The 2,938-nt window shown below is 73.4% G+C and carries 3 protein-coding genes and 1 pseudogene; 3 read left to right on the forward strand and 1 reads right to left on the reverse strand.

The genetic code is table 11. The features are described 5' to 3' along the window. The 3 genes from AOK00_RS08965 to AOK00_RS08975 all read left to right on the forward strand — a co-directional run. Positions 1–629 (forward strand): ABC transporter permease (locus AOK00_RS08965; protein WP_055599778.1); only part of this gene is annotated, 629 nt, incomplete at its 5' end. Continuing rightward, positions 629–1,819, forward strand: a complete 1,191-nt coding sequence (locus AOK00_RS08970) for an ABC transporter ATP-binding protein (protein ID WP_254047290.1) — start codon at positions 629–631, stop codon at positions 1,817–1,819. The genes AOK00_RS08965 and AOK00_RS08970, both read left to right, overlap by 1 nt. Next, complete coding sequence (locus AOK00_RS08975; protein ID WP_055599779.1) at positions 1,816–2,646, forward strand: ABC transporter permease; 831 nt, start codon at positions 1,816–1,818, stop codon at positions 2,644–2,646. Before AOK00_RS08970 ends, AOK00_RS08975 begins: the two co-directional genes overlap by 4 nt. Before the next feature lie 38 nt (positions 2,647–2,684). Here AOK00_RS08975 and AOK00_RS08980 read toward each other — a convergent pair. Further along, positions 2,685–2,938, reverse strand: a pseudogene (locus AOK00_RS08980) (hypothetical protein); the annotation flags it as partial.

The raw sequence follows: 2,938 nt of genomic DNA on the forward strand, positions 1-2,938 counted from the left end.
GCACCACCGCCTACCTCGCCTACATCGTCGTCGGCACCACCGCCTTCCACTTCGCCGTCCGACTGATCCTCTGGTCCGCGAAGGCCCTCATCACCGAACAGCGGCAGGGCACCCTCGGCGCCCTGCTCATCGCCCCCGCCGGCCGTCTCCCGTACCTGCTGGGCTTCACCGGCTTCGCGGTGCTCAGCAGCCTCCTCGAGTTCCTGACCCTCGGCCTGGTCGTCGCGGCCCTCGGCATCACCGTGCCGGTCTCGTCCGTGCCCGGCGCGCTACTCGGCGCCCTCGCGCTGATCGCGGCCGTCTTCGCGCTCTCGGTCGGCCTCGGCGGACTGATGATCGCGGCGGGCGAGGCGCACATCTCGCAGAACACCGTCTTCATCGTGCTCGGCCTGGTCGGCGGCTTCACCTTCCCGCGCGACTACCTGCCGGAACCGGTCCGCTGGTTCGCCGAACTCCTCCCCACCACCTCGGCCATGGACGTCCTGCACGGCAGCTTCACCGGCGGCCAGTCCCTCCCCGAACTCCTTCCGAGGCTCGCCGTCTGCGCCGCCCTCACCTGCGCCTACCTCGTCCTGGGGCTGGCCTGTCTGCCGCGGGCCGAGGCCCGTGCCGTCGAAAGGACGTACTGATGACCACGACCACGGCGATCGAGGTCCGCGGCCTGCGCAAGGACTTTCCGGTACGGGAGAAGGGGATTCTCGGCCCCCGCACCCTCAAGCGCGCCGTCGACGGTCTCGACCTCGACATCCCCCGCGGCCGCGTCACCGGGCTCCTCGGCCTCAACGGCGCGGGGAAGACCACCACGATCAAGATCCTCGCCACGCTCCTGCGGCCCAGCGCCGGCACCGTCCGCGTCGACGGCCTGGACGCGGTGGCCGACGCCCGCGCCGTACGCCGCCGCATCAACCTCATCGCCGGCGGCGAGCGCATGGTCTACACGCGCATGACCGGCCGCGAGAACCTCTGGTACTTCGGCCAGCTCTACGACGTCCCGAAGGCCGACCTGCGCCGCAGGACCGGCGAACTCCTCGACCTCGTCGGCCTGTCCGATGCCGCCGACACCATGGTCGAGCGGTACTCGCGCGGCATGACCCAGCGCCTCGCCATCGCCCGCGGCCTCATCAACCGCCCGGACTACCTCCTCCTCGACGAGCCGACCCTCGGCCTCGACGCCCCCATCGCCCGCGACCTGCGCCGAGTCGTCGCCGACCTCGCCGCGCACGACGGCACCGGGGTGCTGCTGACCTCGCACTACCTGGCCGAGGTCGAGGAACTCTGCGGCCATGTGTACGTGATCTCCGCAGGCCGCCACCTCGCCCAGGGCAGCCCGGCCGAGCTGAAGGCCGCGACCGGCAGCCACCGGACCGTCCGCCTGACCGTCACCGACCCGACGGAGCGCACCCGGGCCGTCGCGGACGCCTTCGGGGCCACCCGCGAAACCCTTCCCGACGGGGGAGAGGTGATCACCCTGCGCCACCCCGGCGACATGGCGGGACCGCTGACGGCGGCGGTGTTCGAGGCGGGCGGCTCCATCGGCGGCCTGGAGATCGCCGAGGCGAGCCTGGAGGACGCGATCCTGACCCTCGCGGAGCGGGGCGAGGCGGGGCTCGCGGGGCCGGGCGCGGGCCGGCCCGATGCCACGACCCTCCGCGCCGGCGCCGCGACCGCACGGCCCGGTGCCGCGAGCGGTCTGCCCGGCGCCGCGACCGCACGGCCCGGTGCCGCGACCGTCCGGCCCGACGCTGCGGCCGTTTCGCCCGACGCAGGGGCTGCCCTGTCAGAGGCCGCCACCGCCGGAACCAAGGGGGGCACCCCGTGAACCGTCTCCGCCACGCCCTGCGGGTCTTCGCCGCGGAGACGCTCAAGCAGCACCGCCGGCTCTTCGGCCAGCCGCTCGTCGTCTTCTCCATGCTCGTCTGGCCCGTCCTCCAACTGGCCACCACCTACTACACCCTGCGCCCCGTCGCCACGGCCTCGCGGGCCGCCGAGAACTGGCCCCTCGCCGCCGACCCCGACCGCCTGCTCGCCTTCCTGGCCACCGGCACCCTCGCGTACGCCTTCTTCTTCTCCCTCGTCCAGAGCGCCTGGCACCTCTCCTTCGAGCGGACCACCGGCACCCTCGAACTGCTCTTCCTCTCCCCGGCCGGCCGGCTCACCCTGATGATCGCCAACGGCGCGGGCGCGCTCCTCCAGAACGCCTGGCTGCTCACCTGCTTCACCGTCGCGGCCCTGACCGGCTTCGGCACGCTGTCCGTGTCGGCCTGGTGGATGTACGGGATCGTCCTCCTGGCCCTGCTGATCCCGGCGGTGGCGTGGGGCGCGTTCCTCAACAGCCTCCTCGTCTTCTCCCGGGACTCGGCCTTCCTGTACACGATCCTCGACGAGCCCCTCTGGTTCGTCTCGGGCGTCCGCCTCCCGCACTTCGCACTCCCGGCCGCGGTCCAGGTCGTCGGCGCGGTCTTCCCCCTCACCGGCAGCCTGCTCGCCGTCCGTGGCGCCCTGCTCGAACACCGCACGGCGAGCGAACTCGCCCCGACCCTGCTCGGCCTCGGAGCACTGAGCGCACTGCTCCTCGTGGCCGCCGCGCTGATCCTGCGGGTGGGCGAGGCACGAGCGCGGCAGACGGGCGCGCTGAGCCTGGCCTGACAGAACGGGCCGCCGGAACCGGGCACGGTCACCCGACCTCACCCGACCCGCGCGGCCAGCCGCGTCATCGCCTCCTCCAGCTCGCGCCGCGCGCCGAACGGAACCAGCGCCGCGCGCCCGGGGACCCGTACGCCACCGGTGAGCGCGACCCGCGTGCGCCCGCTCTCCTCCTCTGTCTCCACGGCCGCCATCCCGATCACCAGGAACCGGCTCTGCAGCCAGCACCAGCCGGGGCGCAGCACGCCGTGGAAATGCGCCCGCAGCCCGTAGCGGCTGCGGGCGCATTTCCACG

It is taken from the genome of Streptomyces aureus, assembly GCF_001418135.1.
Classification (GTDB): domain Bacteria; phylum Actinomycetota; class Actinomycetes; order Streptomycetales; family Streptomycetaceae; genus Streptomyces; species Streptomyces aureus_A.

Coding starts and splice junctions, on each gene's coding strand:
- AOK00_RS08970 (WP_254047290.1), top strand. CDS start 629: ATGACCACGACCACGGCGATCGAGGTCCGCGGCCTGCGCAAGGACTTT.